At 67.0% G+C, this 18611-nt stretch carries 20 protein-coding genes; 14 read left to right on the forward strand and 6 right to left on the reverse strand.

Going from position 1 to position 18611, the window contains the following annotated elements:
• The coding region (locus tag E1263_RS22800) for a phosphotransferase enzyme family protein (protein ID WP_238161424.1) at positions 1-725 on the forward strand (725 nt) is incomplete at its 5' end.
• A 12-nt stretch (positions 726-737) separates the two neighbouring features.
• Here the strand turns inward: E1263_RS22800 and E1263_RS22805 are convergent.
• Positions 738-1178, reverse strand: coding sequence for a hypothetical protein (locus E1263_RS22805; RefSeq protein WP_132170631.1), 441 nt, complete (start codon positions 1176-1178; stop codon positions 738-740).
• A gap of 315 nt (positions 1179-1493) precedes the next feature.
• Between E1263_RS22805 and E1263_RS22810 the strand changes: the two genes are divergently transcribed.
• On the forward strand, positions 1494-2879 hold the full coding sequence (locus tag E1263_RS22810; protein ID WP_238161425.1) for a class I adenylate-forming enzyme family protein: 1386 nt from the start codon (positions 1494-1496) through the stop codon (positions 2877-2879).
• On the opposite strand, the gene E1263_RS22815 is transcribed toward E1263_RS22810, so the two are convergent.
• Positions 2810-3403, reverse strand: coding sequence for a 4'-phosphopantetheinyl transferase superfamily protein (locus E1263_RS22815; protein ID WP_165956728.1), 594 nt, complete (start codon positions 3401-3403; stop codon positions 2810-2812). The genes E1263_RS22810 and E1263_RS22815 overlap by 70 nt on opposite strands.
• A gap of 17 nt (positions 3404-3420) precedes the next feature.
• Here E1263_RS22815 and E1263_RS22820 point away from each other — a divergent pair, with 17 nt between their 5' ends.
• The 12 genes from E1263_RS22820 to E1263_RS22875 are packed head-to-tail and all read left to right on the forward strand — an operon-like array spanning position 3421 to position 14241.
• Positions 3421-3675, forward strand: a complete 255-nt coding sequence (locus tag E1263_RS22820) for an acyl carrier protein (RefSeq protein ID WP_132170637.1) — start codon at positions 3421-3423, stop codon at positions 3673-3675.
• On the forward strand, positions 3675-3902 hold the full coding sequence (locus E1263_RS22825; RefSeq protein WP_132170639.1) for an acyl carrier protein: 228 nt from the start codon (positions 3675-3677) through the stop codon (positions 3900-3902). The genes E1263_RS22820 and E1263_RS22825 overlap by 1 nt, the downstream gene beginning before the upstream one ends.
• Positions 3895-4896 carry a beta-ketoacyl-[acyl-carrier-protein] synthase family protein gene (locus E1263_RS22830; RefSeq protein ID WP_132170641.1) on the forward strand — a complete coding sequence of 334 codons (1002 nt, stop codon included), beginning with the start codon at positions 3895-3897 and terminating at the stop codon, positions 4894-4896. The genes E1263_RS22825 and E1263_RS22830 overlap by 8 nt, the downstream gene beginning before the upstream one ends.
• Positions 4893-5363 carry a beta-ketoacyl-[acyl-carrier-protein] synthase family protein gene (locus E1263_RS22835; RefSeq protein ID WP_238161426.1) on the forward strand — a complete coding sequence of 157 codons (471 nt, stop codon included), beginning with the start codon at positions 4893-4895 and terminating at the stop codon, positions 5361-5363. Before E1263_RS22830 ends, E1263_RS22835 begins: the two co-directional genes overlap by 4 nt.
• Complete coding sequence (locus tag E1263_RS22840) at positions 5360-6967, forward strand: class I adenylate-forming enzyme family protein (protein WP_132170643.1); 1608 nt, start codon at positions 5360-5362, stop codon at positions 6965-6967. Before E1263_RS22835 ends, E1263_RS22840 begins: the two co-directional genes overlap by 4 nt.
• Positions 6964-8226 carry a beta-ketoacyl-[acyl-carrier-protein] synthase family protein gene (locus E1263_RS22845; protein ID WP_132170645.1) on the forward strand — a complete coding sequence of 421 codons (1263 nt, stop codon included), beginning with the start codon at positions 6964-6966 and terminating at the stop codon, positions 8224-8226. The genes E1263_RS22840 and E1263_RS22845 overlap by 4 nt, the downstream gene beginning before the upstream one ends.
• A complete protein-coding gene (hppD, locus tag E1263_RS22850) occupies positions 8227-9294 on the forward strand; it encodes a 4-hydroxyphenylpyruvate dioxygenase (protein WP_132170647.1) in 1068 nt (355 codons plus the stop codon).
• Complete coding sequence (locus E1263_RS22855; RefSeq protein ID WP_132170649.1) at positions 9284-10189, forward strand: phytanoyl-CoA dioxygenase family protein; 906 nt, start codon at positions 9284-9286, stop codon at positions 10187-10189. Before hppD ends, E1263_RS22855 begins: the two co-directional genes overlap by 11 nt.
• Before the next feature lie 15 nt (positions 10190-10204).
• The gene (locus tag E1263_RS22860; protein WP_132170651.1) at positions 10205-11020 is read left to right on the forward strand and encodes a DUF3050 domain-containing protein; all 816 of its coding nucleotides are present in this window, start codon (positions 10205-10207) and stop codon (positions 11018-11020) included.
• Positions 11021-11023: 3 nt separating this feature from the next.
• Complete coding sequence (locus tag E1263_RS22865; RefSeq protein ID WP_132170653.1) at positions 11024-11959, forward strand: thiamine pyrophosphate-dependent dehydrogenase E1 component subunit alpha; 936 nt, start codon at positions 11024-11026, stop codon at positions 11957-11959.
• Positions 11960-12922 (forward strand): alpha-ketoacid dehydrogenase subunit beta, encoded by a 963-nt coding sequence (locus E1263_RS22870; RefSeq protein WP_132170655.1) that lies wholly within the window; start codon positions 11960-11962, stop codon positions 12920-12922. It abuts the gene before it with no gap.
• Positions 12919-14241, forward strand: coding sequence for a hypothetical protein (locus E1263_RS22875; RefSeq protein WP_132170657.1), 1323 nt, complete (start codon positions 12919-12921; stop codon positions 14239-14241). Before E1263_RS22870 ends, E1263_RS22875 begins: the two co-directional genes overlap by 4 nt.
• On the opposite strand, the gene E1263_RS22880 is transcribed toward E1263_RS22875, so the two are convergent.
• From E1263_RS22880 to E1263_RS22895, 4 genes are read right to left on the reverse strand one after another with little or no spacing between them, the layout of a single operon-like run.
• Complete coding sequence (locus E1263_RS22880; protein WP_132170659.1) at positions 14192-15325, reverse strand: MFS transporter; 1134 nt, start codon at positions 15323-15325, stop codon at positions 14192-14194. The genes E1263_RS22875 and E1263_RS22880 overlap by 50 nt on opposite strands.
• Positions 15326-15380: 55 nt before the next feature.
• A complete protein-coding gene (locus E1263_RS22885) occupies positions 15381-16637 on the reverse strand; it encodes an aminotransferase class I/II-fold pyridoxal phosphate-dependent enzyme (protein ID WP_132170661.1) in 1257 nt (418 codons plus the stop codon).
• Positions 16622-17689 (reverse strand): alpha-hydroxy acid oxidase, encoded by a 1068-nt coding sequence (locus E1263_RS22890; protein WP_132170663.1) that lies wholly within the window; start codon positions 17687-17689, stop codon positions 16622-16624. The genes E1263_RS22885 and E1263_RS22890 overlap by 16 nt, the downstream gene beginning before the upstream one ends.
• Positions 17682-18608 carry an alpha/beta hydrolase gene (locus E1263_RS22895; protein ID WP_132170665.1) on the reverse strand — a complete coding sequence of 309 codons (927 nt, stop codon included), beginning with the start codon at positions 18606-18608 and terminating at the stop codon, positions 17682-17684. The genes E1263_RS22890 and E1263_RS22895 overlap by 8 nt, the downstream gene beginning before the upstream one ends.
• Positions 18609-18611 lie beyond the last annotated feature (3 nt).

Raw genomic sequence — 18611 nt, forward strand, 5'->3', positions numbered from 1 at the left:
CAGTGTCTCGGGGGCTCGGAGATTTGTATAAGAGACAGGCCAATAGCCATGCGTTGTTGCGGCATTTGGAGCGGGTGGGGTTTCAGCTGGCTCCTAGGCTTGTCGCGACCGAGGGTGAGACCGAGACGCTGACGTACCTCGACGGCGTGGCCGGGTATCCGCCGTTGAGTGCCGATCTCAGGTCGGATGCGGTGTTGGTGAGTGTGGCTCGGGCGGTACGGCGGTTGCATGACGCTACGGCGGGGTTTGAGCCGGTGGACGGGGAGTGGCGGGACCTGGAGGTTGCGGCGCCGGTGCAGGTGGATTGCATCGGGCATGGGGATCTGGCGCCGTGGAATCTGGTGTTCGACGGGGCCGAGGTGGTGGGGATCATCGACTGGGACACGATCCGGCCGTCCAATAGGCGCTGGGATTTGGCGTATGCGGCGCATCAGTTCGTGCCGTTCCATCCGCCGGCTTGGTTGCAGCCGTTCGGGTGGGAGGTGGAGCCGGATCGGGCTCGGCGGTTGCGGTTGTTCTGTGACGCTTATGGGCTGGGGGTTGAGCCGGCCGAGCTGGTGGACCTGATCGGGCTGCGGTTGCTGGGGCACGCGGCGAATATCGAGCAGCAGGTGAAGGCCGGGAACCCGGCGTTCGACGTGCATCGCGACGAGGATCACGCCGGCGGGTATCGGGCGGCGGTCGCCTACATCCTGGCGAACCGCGCGGCGCTGCTCGGCAACTGAGGCCGGCCTGTACTACGGGGTGATGGTGCGGGTGTGCTTGGCGCGGAGGCGGCGCAGCTGGGCTCGGGGGAAGCCATGGGAGCCGCCGAAGTGGGCGTTGTCGAGGTACAGGTCACGGTGGAGCTCTTCGCCAGCGGCGGATTCGTAGACCTTCTCGTAGTAGTTGCCCTGGAGGTAGACGTCCAGGGTCTCGAGGAGGTCGTCGACGGTTTCGAGTTTGGTCTCGTCGTCGTAGGCGGTCTGGACGGTGAAGTAGTGGGTGCTCAGCTCCAGGACGAAGACTTCGGTGCCACCGTGCATGACGACGGCGGCGGGACGGTTGCCGTCGATCGTGAGCCGGAGGTCGCCGTCGGATTCACGGGTGATGGACGTCGGCTGGGGGAGGCGGTCGGCGTAGGCCGTGAGCTTGTCGGTGACGGCTTTGGGCAGGTCGCCAACTTCCGGGTCGTCCATGGCATCAGGGTAGTTGGCGGTGGGGTCGAAAAAAGTTTCGGTGTCTTTTGGATGCGGTCTGTGAGTGAGTGCGGGGAACCCTTCGGAATCCCGTTGAGGGTGGTCCATTTCTAACCGTCTGAGAAATTTATTGCGGTTTGTTTTTGGCGGGGTGGAGCGTTTGTTTTGAGGGGTTGCTTCGCGTGATGGGATCATTACTTCTGGTCCATAGCGCACCCGTGTGATCGTGTCGTATCGTCCAGTCATCGCCAGGCCTTGGTGGGGGTGCTGGCCTTCGAATCCTTTGTGTACAACGACTTTGGAGCTCGGATGGCCATGGACGACTCTTTTGTCGTGCCCGGGATCGAGAAGTGGGTCGACGAGGTCCTGCTGGACGGGCCCGGGACCCAGGTGTGTTTACGGCTGCCGGAAGTGATCGACCGGGCGAAACTGCGTCGATTGGTTCAGGAGCGGCAAATAGAATTGGCCCAGTCCGGTTTGCGGGCGGGTGGTGCGGCGGCTTTGCGGTTACCGCCGTCGCTGGCATTCGTGACGCATTTGCTGGCGGTGTGGCGCAGTGGTGGGCAGGCGATCCTGCTCGATCACCGGCTGACCGATTACGAGGTGCGGCGGGCGATCGAGCGGCTGGTGCCGCAGGTCGTGGTCGCACCGGCCGGGCCGGTCGTGGCGGGGCTGCGCACGTTTGTCGACGTCGAGGCGAGTATCGCCAGCTATTCAGGCCATCCGGCCAGTACGGCGCATGCTGTCGTCCAGCTCAGTTCGGGTTCGACCGGGCCTTCCAAGGTGATCGGCCGGACCGCGGAAGACCTGGTCGAAGAGGTCAAGCGGTACACGCAGATCGACGGTGTACCGGTCGAGAACGAGCGACTGATTCTGCTGCCGTCGATGGTGCATGTGCTCGGTCTCGTCGGCGGGCTTCTGTATGGATTGCATGCCGGTGTCGAGCTCGTTCCGCCGGCTCGCCTGACCGGTGACGCGATCCTTCAGGCGATCGCGGCCGAGCCCACACCGGCCACTGTGCTTGGGGTTCCGTTCCATATCGGCTTGCTGGCTTCGGTTCAGCAGTCGCGGTCGCTGCCGCAGTTCAAGCGGATGACGACCGGCGGCGAGCTCGTGCCGAAGGCGGTGTCGGATGCGTTCGAGCAGAAGTACGGCGTTCCGCTCGGCAACATGTATGGGATGACCGAGGTCGGTGTCATCGGCACCGACCTGTACGGACAGCACCGGCCCGCGATCCGCCCCGCGCCCGGGATCGAGGTCCGCACGGTTGACGGCGAACTGCAGATTGCCCGCAAGGAGTCGCCCTACCTCGGGCTGTCTGATCCGGCACGCTGGTCCGACGGCTGGTTGCGGACGCGCGACGCAGGCGTCGTAGACCCGGAGACCGGGCTGGTCAGTATCAAGGGCCGGCTGGATTCACAGGTGTCGGTCGGCGGGCTGAAGGTCGATCTGACCGAGGTCGAATACACCCTTGGCACGTTGCGGGGTGTTGAGGCCGCAGTCGTGGTGTACGACGGTTCGATCACGGCCTACCTGCAGCTGAAGGAGCGGCGCGAGACCGTCCGCCTGGAAGCCGAGCTGTCGCAGCGACTCGCGTCGTACAAGCGGCCGAGGACGCTGCACGTGCTCGATCAGTTGCCGCGGACAACGACGGGGAAGCTGGTCCGCGATCTCACCGTGCTGCGTAAGGCGGTGTCGTGATGCTCGGTCAGAACGATCTCTACCGGCGGTTCGTCGAGTGCGACAGCCAGTACGGCGCCCTCCAGCGGCAGCCGAACGACGTGGAAACCGGGGAGGGACTCGACCGGCCCGTCAATAAGGGGCATGCGTCGCCGGAGTCCGGAGTTGCGCAGGCCTTGGCCGAGCGCCTTGCCGACGGCTTCCTTCGCGGTCCACAGCTGCAGGAACGCGAGCAGGTCGCCGTCCATCCACTCCAGCTCGGCAGGGTCGAACCAGCGGCGGGCGAGCCCGCTCACGTCCCGGGGATAGACGTCCTCGACATCGATCCCAACGACGCCAGTACGACGGGCCGCGACGGCGACGAGCGAGTGGCTGTGGCTGATGCTCACCGCCAGCCCGGCGACCTCCGGCCGGCCCAGCTCGGAATGCGTCAGCACGGGATCGCCGATCAGCGTCCGAGCGAGCGAGAGCAAGAGGGCGTGGGCAGTGGCGCGCGAGTCGTCACCAGCCGGCGCGGTCCAGACATCAACAACGGCATCACCCACAGAAAGAAGGTAACCCGATGAAGGACGAGGTTCGCGCATTCGTCATTGCGCAGCTGGAGGACATGAACTACGACGTCGAGGGGATCGACGACGAGACGACCCTCGGCCCGGCTGGAGTTGACCTCGAGTCGCTCGCGCTGGCCGACCTGTCGGTGCGGGTCGAGGACAAGTACGGCGTCCGCTTCTCCGACGACGAGTCCGAGCAGCTCGCACTGATGACTGTTGGTGAGTTCACCGCTGAGGTGGCCGGCCGGGTCGCGCAGCAGGTCTGATGACAATCCTTCCCCCGCCCGGGAGGGCTGAAGTCATCGACTGGCTGGCCGGCCTCGGCCAGCGTCCGCCCGGTACCGAGCGGATCGACTCGATGGAGCTGGCGTGGCTGGTCCATCAGGTCGAGCAGCGGTACGGCGTGGAGTTGCCGGACGAACAGCTTGAGCGGATGACCACCATCGACGCGGCGGTCGCCGTACTGGCTGAGGTGCTGTCCAGTCATGTCTGACACCCGACCGGTCGCCGTGACCGGCCTCTCCGTCCTCACTGCACTCGGGCGTGGTCCCGAGGCGCAGCTCTCTGGCGAGCCCGTGTTCAGTGAGGTGCAGCGGTTCGACACCAGTGCACTGCGAGTCCGGTACGCCGCACTGGCCGCCGGGACCGCGAGTCTGGACGAGGAGCTGGACCTAGCGATCGCTACGGCGTGCGCGCAGGCCGGTGTGGATCGCAGTACGACGCCGCTGTTGCTGGCGATGCATGCGCCGCCGGAGTGTGACTTCGGCGCGGCCCGCATCTACACGAGCGCCTGTGTGTCCGGCAGTACGGCGCTCGCCGACGCAGCCGCGTTGATCAGCAGCGGCCGGGCGGAGCGGATCGTCGTCGCCGGTGCGTATCTCGTGGAGCCCTACCAGTTCGCCCTGTTCGACGCTGGGCGCGCACTGGCCTACGACAACGTGATCCGGCCGTTCAGCGCGCAGCGGCGCGGCACTCTGCTCGGCGACGGCGTTGCGGCCGTAGTGCTTGAGGCCGGTACCGGTCTGGCGCAGCTGGCCGGCTGGGGTCGCGCAGGCGACGCCCACCACCCGTGCCAGCCCGCACCGGACGGCCGTGGTCTAGCTGCGGCCCTCCAGCGTGCGCTGCAACGCGCAGGGGTCTCTCCGGAGCAGGTGGGCTACGTGAACGCGAACGCGACCGGCACGATCTTCAGCGATCAGGCGGAGGCTGCAGCGCTGAGAACGGTCTTCCAGACCAGTCCGCCGGTGAGCTCCACCAAGGGCCTGCACGGGCACGCGCTGGAGGCATCCGGGGTCGTGGAGTTCGTGGTGACGGTGCAGGCGCTCCTGGAGGGGAAGCTGCCGGTCAACGCCGGGTTCCTTGAGCCCGATCCGCACTGTGACATCGATCTGATTCTGGATGCGCCGCGCAACGTCCAGACCCACGTTGCGGTCTCGGTGAACTCGGCGTTCGGCGGCGCCAACACAGCTCTGGTGGTGACGGCGTGATCGAGGTTCATGACTTGGTGGTGCTGGCGACCGGCAAGTGGCCGGAGCCGGGCGACGACGCGCCCGCCGGGGTGCCGGGGTTCGTCGAGTCGGCGTTCAACCCGCTCGCGGCCGCGGCGGCGGAGCGCTGCCTTGAGAGGGCCGGCGAGGTCGTCGGCCCCAATAAAACGGTCGGTGTCGTGCTGGAGACGGCGGGAGATCGCGTGAGTGCAGCAGCGGTCGAACGCTTGGTCGCTCTGGGCAAGCGAGTAGGCCCGCTGTTCTTCTTCCAGTCGGTACCGAACAGCATCGCGGGCTGGATCGCGGCGAAATGGGACCTGCGCGGCCCGGTGGTGTGTGTGACGGACGGCGGGCTGGACGAGGCCGCAGTACTGATCGGGGACGGCGATGCCGACCTGGTGCTGATCGTGCGGGTGGAGGCGGACGAGGCGTTCGCACAGATCGTGAGTGGGGGAGAGTGCAGATGAAGCAGGCAACAGCGCGGGGATGGCGAGCGCGGCTGGCCGCGGATCCGGGGATCGGTACCGGGAACGTGTTGGCGACAGTGATTGCCCAGGGCGCCGACCTGGCGGGTCCGGGGCTGACCTTCGACACTGCAGTCGATCACTTCCCGGCCGAGCATCCGCTGACCTTGGGTGAGCTGAACGAACGAGTCCAAGCCCGTACGGCGTGGCTGGCCGAGCGCGGGATCGGGCGGCGGGACGTCGTGGCGGTCTGGGCGACCGAGGCGCAGGATGTCGTGCTGAGCTTCCTCGCGCTGACGAGGGTCGGCGCGATTCCGGCGCTGCTGAACGGGAAGATGGCGCCGGCGATCGCCGATGAGTACATCCGGCGGCTGCGAGTGACCGCCGTACTGGCTGATGCCGCGCACAAGCCGTTGCTGCAGACCGAGGTGCTGGCCGAGCCGAAAGACCTAGGTGCTGGGGACCCGGAGAAGGCGCCCGCCGGCTATCAGCACCACCGCGACGACCCGGTGGTGATCACGCACACCAGCGGGACTACCGGCGTACCGAAGGCTGTTCTGCATACGCACACGACGTTGTATGCGGCGTTGAAGCATCTGCTGACGATGCCGCAGGCGCAGGGGACCGACCGGATTCTGAACGCGCTGCCGATTCCGCACACGGCGACGATCCTGATGGTCAATCAGGTGCTGGGAAATCGCGCGGAGATGTTGCTGCTGTCGAGCCAGGATTCGGACGGCGTGCTTCGGCAGATCGAGCGGTGGAAGCCGCATGGGGTCTATGGCTTCGCGGTGACGTGGGCCGGACTCGCGAAGGAGGACCTGGCCTCGCGGGAGATGGGCTCCGTGCGGATGTGGTTCAACACCGGGGACTGTGCGCATGAGCCGCATATCCGGAAGCTGGTTGCGGTCGGGAGCCGCGAGACGGTGACGCGGGACGGCCGGGTGATGGTGCCGGGGTCGCATTTCATTGATGGATTGGGCTCCAGCGAGATGGGACACAACGGATTCCACATCACGCACACGGTCGAATCTGAGCATTACGGGCGGTGTATCGGGAAGCCGTACGAGTTTGCTTCGGCGACGGTGCTGAGCTCGACGGGCGAGGAACTGCCTGCTGGTAAGGCGGGAATCCTCGGGTTCCGGTCGCCGACGGTGTCACCGGGGTATTGGAACGACTCGGTCAACACCTATCGGTTCCGACTGAACGGTTGGTTCGTGACCGGTGATCTCGTGTATCGGGACGAGGCTGGGCACTACTTCCACCTGGACCGCATCCCTGATGCGGTCGCCGGGTTCGAAGGGCCGCAGCTCTACACATCGCTGTCCGAGGAACGCATTCTCGCGGCACTTCCCGATGTTGCCGACTGCACGGTCGTGATTGTGGCGGAGGGCGGGCAGTACGCCGCTGATGTCCTGCTCGAGCTCGCCCCGGATGCCCCCGAGGTGGACCGCACGGATGCCGTCAAGGCAGCCGTCGGCGAGGAGGTCGCTGCAATCCTCCGCCGCGTGACGGTGGTGGGCGCCGACGACGTGCCCGTCACCGTCACCGGCAAAGTCCGCAAGGTTGCGCTGCGCCAAACCCTAGAGAGTGAGGCCCGCTCGTGAGCGGGGTGACGATCACCGGCATTGGAATGCTCACGCCGGTGGGGCGTGGCGCCTCCGATGTGTACGACGCGTTGCTGCACGGGCGTTCTGGGATCAGCCGGCCGCCGGAAGGACATCCGGTGGCGGAGTCGGTTGAACTCGGTGGGTTCTTACCGGAGTTCGATGCGGGAAAGATCGCGTCGGGGCCGGACGGCAAAGTGATGGATCGGACCGTCATTCTCGCGCAGTTGGTGGCCGAGGAGGCGCTGGCTGATGCGGGCCTGGTGGTCGGCGAAAACGTTGATGCGGAGCGCATCGGCGTGATCATCGGCGGCGTTGGCGGGATGGCGACGCTGGAGCGGCAGGTTCTTGCGAGGGCCGAGCGAGGAAAGGTTGCTGTTAGCCCCTACTTGTTAACGGGGATCCTGCCGAACATGCCGGCGGCGCGAGTCGCCATTCGGTTCGGGATGCGGGGATACACCTCGGCAGTCGGTACGGCGTGTGCGTCGGGCGCGCAGGCGATCGCGGACGCCGTCCGGATCATCCGCGCGGGCGAGGCGGACGTCGTACTGTGTGGGGCGAGTGAGGCTCCGCTGTTCCCGACGTTCGCGGAGACGTTTGCGAATGCGCGAGCGCTGGCGCGGGGCTGGGACGATCCGACCGAAGCCAGTCGACCGTTTGACCTGAGGCGTAACGGGTTTGTGCTGAGTGAGGGCGCCGCGCTGCTGGTGCTTGAGAGCACCCAGCATGCGGCGGCGCGAGGCGCGAGCGGATACGCCGACGTGGCGGGGTACGGCGTCAACTCGGACGCGCATCATCCGACCGCCCCACGACCGGATGGCACCGGCGCGGCCGCCTGCATGCGAATGGCACTGAAAGACATCCGGCCGGAGCAGGTCGGCTATGTCAACGCGCACGGCACGAGCACCAAGCTCGGTGACGTCGCCGAGTCGGTCGCGATAGGTCTTGCCTTCGGCAACCACATGCCAGCGGTGAGCTCCACAAAAGCGTTGACCGGACACATGCTCGGCACCTCCGGAGTGGTCGAAGCCGCAGCGGCTGCGCTGGCGATCAACACCGGCCTGGCGCCGCCGACATACCACCTGGACGATCCGGATCCAGCCTGCCCGCTGGACCACGTCCGCAAGGAACCGCGGGCGATCCCGCTCGAGTACGCCGTCTCGAACTCGTTCGGGTTCGGCGGCCAGAACGTCAGCCTGCTCCTCGGCGCCGCCAGTACGCCGAAGATCCGGCAACTATCAAGTGAGGAGAAGGCGTAGATGGAGATTTACGGGATCGACCACGTGGAGATGTACGTGGGCGACGCTCGGCAGGCGGCGTTCTACCTGGCGCATGCGTTCGGGCTCCAGGTGCACGGTCAAGGGGGGCCCGATACCGGGCTGCCGGATCAGCGCTCGCTGCTGCTGCGACAGGACGCCGTACAGATTGTGCTGACGACAGGCCTGGTTGCTGATCACCCGGCCGCGGCGTACGTCCAGCGGCACGGCGACGGCGTCGCGATCGTCGGGATGGAGGTCGACGACGCAACGGCGGCGTACGGCGAACTGGTCGCGCGCGGAGCCGTTGGTCTCAAGGAGCCGGAGCGGTTCGAGGCTGGGGAGTCGGTGGTGATCACCGCCGAGGTCGCTGGCTTCGGTGACGTGATTCACCGGCTGGTGGAGCGGCACGGGCCGCGGCACGAGTTCCTGCCGGGGCGGATCCAGCTGACCGCGCCGAGCGGCGTACCGGACGAGAAGCTGTTCAGCGAGATCGACCACCTGGCGATCTGTGTGCCGTCCGGCGAGCTCGAGCCGACCGCGAAGTTCTACGAGGACGTGTTCGGTTTCCCGCGGATCTTCGAGGAGTACATCGAGGTTGCCGGCCAGGGCATGGACTCGAAGGTCGTGCAGAGCCCGTCGAAGCACGTCACGTTCACGCTGATCGAGCCGGATCTCAGTCGCCGCCCGGGGCAGATCAACGACTTCCTCACCTGGCATGCGGGTGCCGGTGTGCAGCACATCGCCTTGCGCACAAGCAACATTGTCGAGGCGGTCAGCACGCTCTCCGATCGTGGGGTCAACTTCCTCGGCACACCTTCGACGTACTACGACGCCCTCGCCGAGCGGGTTGGTGAGGTCGATACGCCGATCGAGGAACTGCAGCAGCGCGGCATCCTCGTCGACCGTGACCACTGGGGCCAGCTGCTGCAGATCTTCACCGAGTCGATGCATGTCCGCCGGACGCTCTTCCTGGAGATCATCGAGCGGCGCGGCGCGATGACGTTCGGCAGCGGCAACATCAAGGCCCTGTACGAGGCCAAGGAGCGGGAGCTCGCCCATGACGCTTGAGTTCAAGCTGTCCGAGGAGGAAATTGAGCTCCTCCCGACGGACGAAGACGTTGCCTTCTACAACGAGCACGGCTGGTACCTCTCGAAGAAGTTGCTCACCGACGACGAGACCGACGAGCTCGTCAACGCGAGCGAGCGGTACTACGCCGGTGAGCGGGACCGGACCCTCCCGACGGCCCCGCCCAAGCTCGCGTATTGGGACCCCACCAAGGGCAATGTCCAGCGCCACAACGACTATGTCCACTACGAGCACGACGGCCTGGCGAAGATCCTCCGCAAGCCGCTGATCGGTGCGGTCGCGGCCCGCCTCGCGCAGACGCACGAGATCCGGATCTTCCAGTCCACGCTGATCTACAAGCCGCCGGTCGAGGGCGAACCGTCGAACATCGTGCCCTGGCACTTCGACAAGCACTACTGGTCGTCGTCGAACTCGGACAAGATGCTGACCGCGTTCATCCCGTTCCACGACTGCCCGCCCGAGATGGGCACGATCACGATGGTCGACGGCAGTCACCGCTGGAAGGAGATCGGTTCCGACGACACCGTCGTCCGGCACTTCGCCGACCGGGACCGCTCGCAGCTCGACCAGATGCTGGCCGAGAACGCGTCGTACAACGGAGCTGAAGTGGTCAAGCTCCCGATCACGATTCCACGCGGGCACATGAATTTCCACCACTGCCGGACCTACCACGGCAGCGGTGCGAATGTCAGCGACCGCCCGCGCCGGGCGATCTCGCTGCACCTGCAGGACGGGGACAACCGCTACCGCGAGTTCCCGCTGTCCGACGGCACCACGGCGGCGTACAACCACGACGCCCTGGTACGGCGGACCTCCGACGGGCGGCCGGACTACGCCGATCCCGAGTACTGCCCGACGCTCTGGGCCGATCGCTAAAAGGAGTAAACAACTATGTCCCGTTACGATTGGGGTCAGACGCACCCCGGCATCGAGCAGCTGGAAAAGGCCGTTTCGGAGGCCCGCGACAAGGTCGTCCAGCACCCGCTCTACGCCATTCTGGACACGCACGAGGCGCTGGTGACCTTCATGGAGCACCACGTGTTCGCGGTCTGGGATTTCATGTCCCTGCTGAAATCCCTGCAGCGCGAGCTCACCTGCGTCACCGTGCCGTGGGTCCCGACCGAGCACCGCAGCAGCCGCCGGCTGATCAACGACATCGTGATGGTCGAGGAGAGCGACGAGCTCGGCGGCACCGATGGCAAGCCCGCGTTCATCAGCCACTTCGAGCTGTATGTCAACGGCATGCACGAGGCCGGCGCCGAGACCGCGGCGATCGACAAGCTGATCGAACTGCTCCGCGGTGGCGCTCCGGTGGTCGAGTCGCTGGCAGCGGCCGGCGTACCGCAGGCTTCGATCGACTTCGCCGGGACCACCTGGGGAATCATCGAGAACGCGCCGGTGCACTGCCAGGCGGCGGCGTTCGCGTTCGGCCGCGAAGACCTGATCCCGGACATGTTCACCCAGGTCGTTGCGGTGAACGAGCGCTCGAACAAGCTCAACACCTTCGTCGACTACCTCGAGCGGCACATCGAGGTGGACGGGGAGTTCCACACCCCGATGGCGATGCAGATGGTGGCCGACCTGTGCGGTGACGACCAGGCCAAGTGGGACGCCTGCGCCGACACCATCAACACCGCACTGGCCGCCCGTGCCCGGCTCTGGGACGCGATCGCCGCCGCCATCGTGTCGACTCCGGCGACGGTCTGACCGATGACTGATCTCTACCGGACCGTCCGGTTGATCCGCAGATTCGAGGAACGGGCGATCGAGTTCGTGCGGTCCGGAGAGATCGTCGGAGGTATCCACCCGTACGTCGGTCAGGAGGGCATCGCAGCCGGAGTCTGCGCCGCCCTCGGGCCGGATGACGTGATCACCAGTACGCATCGCGGGCACGGGCATGTCCTCGCCCGCGGTGCGAATCCGGCCCGGATGCTGGCCGAGCTGATGGGACGTGAATCCGGCCTGAACAAGGGGCGCGGCGGTTCCATGCATGCCGCCGATTTCAGCCTCGGCATCCTCGGCGCGAACGCGATCGTCGGCGCGGCCGGCTCGATCGCGACCGGCGCTGCCTGGGCCGCCCGGCAGCAGGGTCGCGACACCGTGGCCGCGACGTTCTTCGGTGACGGTGCGATGAACGAAGGAATGTTGCTGGAGGCCTTCAACCTGGCCGCGCTCTGGCAGGTCCCGGTCGTGTTCGTCTGTGAGAACAACGGCTATGCGACCACGATGCCGGTCGCGTCGGCCATCGCCGGAAGTATCACCGACCGCGCGCGGGCGTTCGGCATCCCCGCCTTCACCGTCGACGGGCAGGACCCGGAGAAGGTGCTGGAGGCAACCAGTACGGCGGTGGCCCGGGCTCGGGCCGGGAAGGGGCCGACGTTCCTGGAGTGCGTCACCTATCGGTTCGACGCACACCACACGTTCGAGCACCGGACCCGGCTCTCCTATCGCTCGACCGAAGAGATCACGACTGGGCGTTCGCGGTGTCCGGTGGAGATCCAGGGCGCACGGTTGACGGCCGCGGATCGGGCGGCCGTCGATGCCGAGGTCGAGTCGCTATTGGAGGCGGCAGCGGGCATCGCTTTGGGCAGCGCCCACCCAGATCCCGCTGCCGCACTCTCGTACCTGTATGCCGGGGAGATCTGAATGCCGAAACTGTCCTACCTGAAGGCGCTCAACCGGGCGTTGTCCGACGAACTCGAGCGGGACTCCGCCGTCTTCGTGCTCGGTGAAGACATTCGCGCCGCGGCGTCGAACGTGACGGCCGGGCTGCATGCCCGGTTCGGCGATGACCGAGTGCTCGACACCCCGTTGTCGGAGCAGGCGTTCACGAACTTCGCGACCGGTGCGGCGTTGATGGGGATGCGGCCGGTGATCGAGTTCCAGATCCCGTCGCTGCTGTTCCTGGTGTTCGAGCAGATCGCCAACCAGGCCCACAAGTTTTCGCTGATGACCGGCGGTCAGTGCAAAGTGCCGGTCACGTACGTCGTTCCTGGGTCGGGCTCGCGGACCGGCTGGGCCGGCCAGCATTCGGATCACCCGTACTCGCTGTTCGCGCATGTCGGGGTGAAGACCGTGGTCCCGGCGACTCCGGCGGACGCCTACGGACTGCTGGTGACGGCGATCCGTGATGACGACCCGGTCGTCTTCTTCGCGCCCGCACCCGCGCTCGGCGTCCGTGAGGATGTCGACTTTGCCGCGCTTGCCCCGGTTCCGCTGGGTGTTGGCCGGGTGGCTCGGGCCGGTGACGACGTCACGGTGGTTGCCCTCGGCCACTTACTGCACGATGCACTGGCGGTTGCCGACGAACTGGCCGGGCGGATCTCGGTCGAGGTCTTCGATCCGCGCACGGTCTATCCGCTGGACGTGGCCGGGCTGGTCGCGTCGGTCCAGAAGACAGGCCGGCTCGTGGTGATCGACGACTCGAATCGGACCAGCGGGTTCGCCGCCGAGGTGCTGGCGGTGGTCGCCGAGAACTGCACCCTGACCGCACCACCTCACCGCGTCACCCGCCCCAACGGCGCCGTACTTCCGTTTGCCCTTGCCCTCGACCGCGCCGTACAGCCCGGTCGGGATCAGCTTCTAGCCGCCCTCCTGGAGATGTCGTGACAGACCTGTGGAACACCTTGCCCGAGGAAACCCGTAGCGCGTTGATTGCCCGTGGCACCGAGGCGTGGCGAGGTGTGTACGAAGGAGTCGCGACGCACAACAAGCAGTGGCGGCCGTTGCGACCGCCGATCATGGAAGCCTCGGCATACGAGGAGTTCACCGCCATCTCAGCGACTGTGGCCCGGCTGATCCTGACCGCCTGCCAGCAGCGCGCCAAGACCGCGGGAGAGCTGCGGGACGCGCTCGGGGTGCCGGTCGGCGCGGTCGACCTGCTGGACGAGGACGAGCCGCTGACCGAGGCGCTGCTGGGTGGTGTCCGGGCCGACATTCTGATCGCGGACGGAACGCCGTACATCGTCGAGGCGAATATCGACAGCGCGCTCGGCGGTGCCCACGACTCCGACGGAATCGCGGCCCGCTTCCTGGCGGCGTACGCCGGGGAGCCGCTGCTGGAAGGGCTGACGGCACCACCGTCGGCGGTCGATGCGCGGTACGTGGCGATGCGCTCGGCGCTGGCGCTGACCGAGGCCGATCGGGTTTCGATGGTATTTACGACCGTCGGGACCTACCCGGGGTCGCGCGACGGGCACGCGACGATCAAGCTGCTCTCGGGGTTCGCCGAGCGCGGTCGGCAGTTCGGGCTGGACATGCGGGTCTACCCGCTCGAGTGGCTGACCCTGGACGATGACGGCCGGCTGTGTGTCGACGACGGCCCGATCGACGCCGTACTGCGGATGTTCGTGCCACAGGGGACCACGCCGAGTCCCGGCTTGGACGCGCTGGGCACGGCCGTGCAGACGGGCGCGGTGCGGATGTTCGTCTCGAGCGCCAGCTGGCTGCTGGCCAGCAAGGCGGTCTTCGCCTGGCTCTGGGACGACCTCGACACCCTGGATCCCGCCGACGCGGACGTCGTACGGCGTCATGTTCCGCGCACCCAGGTGCTGACGGCTGAGCTGCGGGCGGAGGCGGTGGGCGGCCAGCAGGAGCTCGTGCTGAAGCCGTCCTCTGCCTATGGAGGCGTTGGGGTTGTCGTCGGGCCGGAGGTATCGGCGGAGGAGTGGCAGCACGCTGTCGACGAAGCGCTGGTCGAGCACGGCTACATCCTGCAGAAGTACATCCCGGTGGATCGCCTCACCATGCAGTTCGTCGAGATCGACACCGGCGCGGTCAAGGAGGCGGACGTCCCGTTCTGCCTGGCGCCGTATCTGTTCGGCGGAGTCGCGGCCGGCGCGTACCTGAGGTTCGCGGTGCCGGGCGCAGGCCCAGTCGTCAACGTAGCCCAAGGAGCGCTGACGAGCGGGTTGCTGTTGATGCCTTGAGCGACGGGATGATGCCGAGGGCGACGATGCCGGCGGTCAGGGCGAAGGCGAGTGGGTAGCCGGTGGTGGTGACCAGGGCGCCGAAGGTGATGGCGCCCAGGGCCCAGCCGCCGTCGTAGGCGAGGTTCCAGAGGGCGCTGACCTGGCCGTAGCGGGAGGTGGGGGCCCGGTCGTACATCAGGGTGAGCGTGAGGTTCTGGGCGGCGCCGAAGCCGAGGCCGAAGAGGGTTGCGCCGGTGATCACGGTTGCGGGCGTGCTGATAAAGATGAGGCCGGCGGCGCCTAACGCGGCGAAAAGCAGCGCTACCGGGAGCAGACGACCGGCGCCCAGACGGTCGCCGTAGCGGCCGGCCAGCCAGCGGGCGAGGGGAGCGGTGACCGCCTGGAGGAAGAGGGCGGTGGCGGCCAGCGAGTGGTTGCCGACGGCAAGGGGCAGGAACGTGATGCTGATGCCTGCCGCGAGCGTGACCCCGGCGAAGACCAAGGAAGGCATCAGGAAGCCGCTGCCACGGAGGCCGTGCAGGACCTTGACTTGGGACTCTTCGGTGCTGGTCCGGGTGGGGATGCCGGTCGCCAGGCCGAGGACTGCGAGCGCCATCACCGCCGCGATGGCGAACAAGGCGTTGAAGCCGATCACGTTGGTCAGGTAGACACCGAGCGGCAGGCCGATGACGGCCGGTACGCCGACCACTACGCCGTACAGGCCGAGTGCTTCACCGCGGCGGTGCGGCGGCGTGACGTCAGCGATGAGGGCGACTGCGCCGACGACGTTGATGCCGAGGCCGGCGCCACGGATTGCGCAGACCAGTACGACGATCGGCAGCGACGACGTGAAGAGCAGGGCCAGGGCGGGAGCCCCCATCAGGATCACGCCGAGAGCCAGTACGACGCGGTAGCCCCAGCGGGCGAGCATGCGCGGGACCAGCAGTTCGACGGCGACGGCGGAGAACATCATGGCGCCGGTGGCGAGGCCGGGGCCGATTCCGGCGGAGCCGTTGGCGGCGAGATAGAGCGGGATGACCGAGGTCAGGAAGTACATACTCAGGCCGGACCCGAGCACCATCACCAGCAGACGACTGAACATACCGTCCACGCTAGGACCGAACCGGTATCTCTTACAGATCCAGTTCTGGATGCTGTCAGAGGACCAATTGATCCGAGATCAGCGCAGCCAGACGGTTGAGCGCGGCCTTGATCTGATCCGCGGTGACGGCGCTGCAGGAGAGCCGGAGGGCGTTGATCGGCGCATCCGTGTCGTAGAAATGGCTCATCGGCGTCCAGAGCACGCCGTACTCCTGGGCCGACTTGGTCAGCAGCGCATCGTCGACCACAAACGGCACGGTGACGACCACGAAGAACCCGCCGGACGGAACGGTCCAGGTCACCTCGCCGCCGGGGAAGCGCGCGGCCAATCCATCGGTCAGCGCTCGGAGGTTGCCGGCGTAGATCTCACGTTCGCGCTGGTTGGCGGCGGTCAGGCTGAAGTCGCAGTCCAGCAGCTTGCCGCCGATCACTGCCTGCGCGATCGGGGACGTGTTGACGGTGACCATGCTCTTCAGCTTCGAGAGCTGGTCGGCGAACAGCCCGCCGGTGTCGACGGTCTGATCTGCAACGACGTACCCGACTCGTGCCCCGGGCAGACCGGTCTTGGCGAACGAGCCGAGATAGACAACGCGGCGTTCGGTGTCGAGCGCCTTCAAGGTCGGCAGTCGATCAACACCGTCGGCGGGGAACAGACCGTACGGGTTGTCCTCGAGCAGCAACAGATCTTCGGCCGCGGCGAGCTCCAGCAGGCGATGCCGCGTGGGCAGATCCATGCTCAGTCCGGAGGGGTTGGCGAAATCGGGCATGACGTAGAAGCCGCGCGGCCGCAGACCGTCGGCGCGAGCAGCCTTGACCACAGCCAGGAGCTCGTCGACGTCGGGCACTGGTAGCACTGGCAGATCGACAAGGCGAGCAGCGCCGGTAATACCGACGTACGCCGGGGAGATCGCCAGCAGGACGTCGGTTGCGTCGGCACGGAGTGCGCGCAGCGTGAGCAGCATCGCCTCCTGGCAACCGGCGGTGACGACGATCGCCTCGGGATCGACCTGAATGCCCTCGTCGATCGCGAGGTTGCGGGCGACCAGTTCGTGGATGATGCCCTTGGTCCGCCCGTACTGCAGGATCGTTCGCCGCACCGCCGCCTCGTCCAAACCCTTGGCTCGCAGGTGCTCGGCGAACAACGCCAGATAACGCGGTACGTCGTCGAGGTCGAAGAACTCTTCGGTCGGCCGGCCCGCTGCCAGCGAGATCGCATCCGGGTAGTGGTGCGAGATCTCGTTCAGGAAGTTCATCGAGTTCAGCGCACGGTCGGTGAGTGACGCGTGCAACGCGCTGACTATGAGATCGGCCATGGGTTCCTCTCCGTCGCCAAGTCGGCGACCGCAGCCAAATCCGCGCAGCCCGCCAGCAACATTGCATCCCGCAATTCGCGACCGAGCAGTGCCAGCGCCTCATCAGGCGCTCCGACAGCAAGTGCCCATAGCAACGGCCTTCCGACCAGTACGGCGTCCGCCCCGACCGCGAGCGCCTTCAGTACGTCGGTGCCGCCGCGGATCCCGCTGTCGAGCAGTACCGGAAAGTCGTTGCCGAGCGCATCGACAACCGAGCCGAGGGCATCGATCGAGGCCGGTGCACCGTCGAACTGGCGACCGCCGTGGTTCGACACCACCACGCTGTCGGCGCCGGCATCGACCGCCGCGAGCGCATCCCGCGGATCGAGAATCCCCTTCACCAGCAAGGGAATCTCGGTGACCGATCGGAGCCAGGCGAGGTCGCGCCAGGAGAAGGCCGGGTCGAAGGCGGTCGCGGTGTGAGCGGCGACCGCGGAAGCACCGTTCAGCGTGGAATGTGCCTCTGTGGATTTGTCGACAAGATTGGCTGCGATGACGTCCGGCGGGAGCGTGAACGAGTTGCGGACGTCGCGCAGCCGACGGCCCATCACGGGGACATCGACGGTCACCATCAAGGCCCCGCAGCCGGCCTCCGTTGCCCGGTCGATCAGCGCCCGTACGGCGGTCCGGTCCCGCAGCCAGTAGAGCTGAAACCAGGACGGCGCGACCGCTGCGATCTTCTCCAGCGGCAGGCTGCTCAGCGTGCTGATGACGTAGGGGATTCCCGCGCTCCCGGCAGCAGCAGCCAGCAGGAGTTCGCCTTCGGGATGGAACAACCGCTGATACGCCATGGGCGCAACCGCGATCGGCAGGGTGGCCGCCGTACCGAGGATTGTTGTTGCCGTGTCTGGGCAGCCGACGCCGCCCAGGACGCGGGGAGTCACGGTGACGGCGTCGAGGGCGGCGCGGTTGCGGCGCAGCGTGAGCTCTGCACCGCTGCCGCCGGCAACGAAATCGCGCACGCCGGCCGGAAGGACGGCGAGTTGTTCGTAGTCGTTGAAGGCGTCAGCCATGGGAGAAGGTCCGGCTGAGCCACGCGGCGGCCTCAGCGGTGGCACGCCGGCCGCCGTCGAGAATGCCTGGCATGGCGAAGAAGCCGTGCACCATCCCGTCGTACCGGCTGAGCGTGGTCGGGACGCCGGCCGCGTGCAGCTTCTCGGCATAGAACTCGCCTTCGTCGCGCAGTGGGTCGTACTCCGCCGTGATCACCAGGGCCGGCGGGAGGTCTGCGTGGGACTCGGCGAGCAGGGGTGAGGCGAGCGGATCGAGACCGTCGATCGCATCGGTCAGGTAGTGGTTCCAGTACCAGCTGACCGAGGTCTTGTTGAAGAGGTACGGGTCGTCGCCGGTCATCATCGACGGCGTGTTCGCGCCGTACCGGGTGTTCGGATAGACGAGCAGCTGTCCGGCGAGCGCCGGACCCTTGTCCCGGGCAAGCAAAGTGGTGACCGCCGCCAAGTTTCCGCCTGCGCTGTCGCCGCCGACGACCAGCCTGGATGTGTCGACCTGCAGCTTCTCGGCATTGGCTGCGATCCATTGCGTGGCGTCGTGACAGTCATGCACCGCAGCCGGGAACGGATGCTCCGGCGCGAGCCGATAGCCGACCGTGATGACCTGACACGGTACGGCGTTCGCCAGCCGGCGCGTGATGCCGTCGGCCGTGTCGATGCTGCCGAGGGTCCAGCCGCCGCCGAAGAAGTAGATCAGTGTCGGCAACGGTCCGGCCAGATCCGGCCGGTAGAGCCGGAGCGGCAAGCCGCCGTCGGTGCTGAGATCCTCGACGTAGTGGACAGGCTCGGCCTGACCACCGGCCGCCTGGATCGAGGCCAGGTCGTCGGCACGGGCCTCGGCGAGGGTCTGGGCGTAGAGCTGCGGCACGTCACGCAGTTGGCGGTCGGCGCGCATCGCCTCCACCTGTGGGTCCAGCGGCATGAG

The organism is Kribbella antibiotica, assembly GCF_004349055.1.
Taxonomy (GTDB): Bacteria; Actinomycetota; Actinomycetes; order Propionibacteriales; family Kribbellaceae; genus Kribbella; species Kribbella antibiotica.

What these genes read in the sequence shown, in the direction of transcription:
- E1263_RS22805 (WP_132170631.1), bottom strand. Translation starts at nt 1,178, where the DNA reads ATGGACGACCCGGAAGTTGGCGACCTGCCCAAAGCCGTCACCGACAAG.
- E1263_RS22810 (WP_238161425.1), top strand. Translation starts at nt 1,494, where the DNA reads ATGGACGACTCTTTTGTCGTGCCCGGGATCGAGAAGTGGGTCGACGAG.
- E1263_RS22820 (WP_132170637.1), top strand. Translation starts at nt 3,421, where the DNA reads ATGAAGGACGAGGTTCGCGCATTCGTCATTGCGCAGCTGGAGGACATG.
- E1263_RS22825 (WP_132170639.1), top strand. Translation starts at nt 3,675, where the DNA reads ATGACAATCCTTCCCCCGCCCGGGAGGGCTGAAGTCATCGACTGGCTG.
- E1263_RS22830 (WP_132170641.1), top strand. Translation starts at nt 3,895, where the DNA reads ATGTCTGACACCCGACCGGTCGCCGTGACCGGCCTCTCCGTCCTCACT.
- E1263_RS22840 (WP_132170643.1), top strand. Translation starts at nt 5,360, where the DNA reads ATGAAGCAGGCAACAGCGCGGGGATGGCGAGCGCGGCTGGCCGCGGAT.
- hppD (WP_132170647.1), top strand. Translation starts at nt 8,227, where the DNA reads ATGGAGATTTACGGGATCGACCACGTGGAGATGTACGTGGGCGACGCT.
- E1263_RS22855 (WP_132170649.1), top strand. Translation starts at nt 9,284, where the DNA reads ATGACGCTTGAGTTCAAGCTGTCCGAGGAGGAAATTGAGCTCCTCCCG.
- E1263_RS22860 (WP_132170651.1), top strand. Translation starts at nt 10,205, where the DNA reads ATGTCCCGTTACGATTGGGGTCAGACGCACCCCGGCATCGAGCAGCTG.
- E1263_RS22865 (WP_132170653.1), top strand. Translation starts at nt 11,024, where the DNA reads ATGACTGATCTCTACCGGACCGTCCGGTTGATCCGCAGATTCGAGGAA.
- E1263_RS22870 (WP_132170655.1), top strand. Translation starts at nt 11,960, where the DNA reads ATGCCGAAACTGTCCTACCTGAAGGCGCTCAACCGGGCGTTGTCCGAC.
- E1263_RS22880 (WP_132170659.1), bottom strand. Translation starts at nt 15,325, where the DNA reads ATGTTCAGTCGTCTGCTGGTGATGGTGCTCGGGTCCGGCCTGAGTATG.
- E1263_RS22885 (WP_132170661.1), bottom strand. Translation starts at nt 16,637, where the DNA reads ATGGCCGATCTCATAGTCAGCGCGTTGCACGCGTCACTCACCGACCGT.
- E1263_RS22890 (WP_132170663.1), bottom strand. Translation starts at nt 17,689, where the DNA reads ATGGCTGACGCCTTCAACGACTACGAACAACTCGCCGTCCTTCCGGCC.
- E1263_RS22895 (WP_132170665.1), bottom strand. Translation starts at nt 18,608, where the DNA reads ATGCCGCTGGACCCACAGGTGGAGGCGATGCGCGCCGACCGCCAACTG.